Origin of the sequence: Paenibacillus sp. P3E (assembly GCF_001909045.1) — a bacterium.
GTDB lineage: Bacteria > Bacillota > Bacilli > Paenibacillales > Paenibacillaceae > Paenibacillus_AQ > Paenibacillus_AQ helianthi.
The window spans coordinates 1-1,671 of record NZ_LVWH01000098.1; the positions used below are offsets into that span (position 1 = coordinate 1).

The following is a 1,671-nucleotide window of genomic DNA, read 5'->3' on the forward strand; positions in this document are numbered from 1 at the left end:
TCATTATAATGTTTTTTTCTATCGGAAAAACTGTCGGTTATTGAATTGATACGATCAATGCTTGAGAATAGGCCTGAAAAATTAATGATTGTGTCATATAAAGATTGCACGGAATCATTCAATCTAGAAGTGAATTGAAAAGCAATGACATATTCCCCTACAGTCATTCTATGATAATAGACGGAGTAGGCACCAAATATGAGAACAAATATTTGTGCTATCCACGTAATAGGATCAACAACAAAAATATTTTTGTTTTGCTCTCTGGCTTCTTTAAGCACAGATTCAAAATATTTTTTATATCTCTGATGAAAGATGTCTTTGAACCACTGTGTTCTATTATATGCAAGAATTTCGCGGGTTGCAGACAAACCGTTCTCTATTACTGCTACGACTTCTGTTTTCTTTTCTTTGGTCATAAAATTTTTTTGCTTTAATCGATTCCCGAAATATTTTCCTGCACAAATATAGGATACAGCAAGAAAGAGCAAGACTAAAAGGAGGATAGGATTAATGTACAGTATTATTAGGGATATAAGAATAACGCTTATCAACTGTTGCAATCCGGCTGGAATTTTGTAAGACAAATAATCACCAATTATATTTACGTCATCAGAAAAATAATTAACATATCTGCCGGTACTATTCTTAAGATAGCTGGATAGTTTTAACTTATAAATGTTTTTTAATAATTGTTGTGATAATTTTATTTTTATATGCATACCTGCTGTATGAAGGATCATAGGGGCAAGTGTATATAAGCAAACAGAGACCGACACCGCTATTAATAAAAGTGATGCAATAAATGGAATTTTCCCATAGTTTCCACCGATAAATATATCATCAACAATTTGCTTCTGTATAACTACAATTAGTAAATTCGCGATCATTTCAATATTAACTAATAGGGTGCCTAAAAAAAACTTCCATCTTGCTTCCTTTACATATTGCCACGCCCACCTAAGATACCCCATTCATGTCTTCCTCCCGATAAGAACTTGACAACAAATTATAAAAAGGCCCCTTTTTGTTCACAAGTTCCGTATATGTGCCTTCTTCTAAAATTTTCCCCTTACTTAAATAAATAATTCTATCGTAATGCTGAATTGATGAAAGACGATGAGCAATGGCTATTATCGTACGATCTTTTGATATATTCTTTATACTGTTATTGATTATTTGTTCACTTTCATTATCAAGAGCAGCCGTTGCTTCATCCAGTAAAATTATCTTCGGATTCTTTAATAACATCCTTGCTAAAGCTATTCGCTGTCTTTGACCACCCGAGAGTAACTGTCCTCTTTCTCCGATAACTGTTTCATAGCCTTGTGATAAGTGAGTTATAAATTCATGTGCATTAGCTTGTTTGGCTGCTTCAATTATTTGTTCATTTGTTGAGTCTGGATTTCCAAACTTAATGTTTTCAAGCACCGTGGAATGAAACAAATAGGTCTCCTGAAACACAACTCCCATTACGTCACGTATTGCTAAAATTGAAGTACAATCAATTGGAATTCCATCGATGTAAATTGTGCCCTGTGTTGGAGTATAAAACCCTAATAACAACTTCATTATTGTCGATTTCCCGTTCCCACTTTCCCCAACAATTGCTACTTTCTCCCCATACTTCACATGCAGGTTCAATCCTTTTAATATCGGATGGGTATTATC

Annotated in this window: 2 protein-coding genes; both read right to left on the minus strand. The window is 33.9% G+C overall.

Annotated features, from left to right (window positions below; all coding sequences use genetic code 11):
- The coding region (locus A3842_RS09540) for an ABC transporter transmembrane domain-containing protein (protein WP_143186224.1) at positions 1 to 974 on the minus strand (974 nt) is incomplete at its 3' end.
- On the minus strand, positions 961 to 1,671 hold a 711-nt coding region (locus A3842_RS09545), incomplete at its 5' end, for an ABC transporter ATP-binding protein (protein WP_143186225.1). The genes A3842_RS09540 and A3842_RS09545, both read right to left, overlap by 14 nt.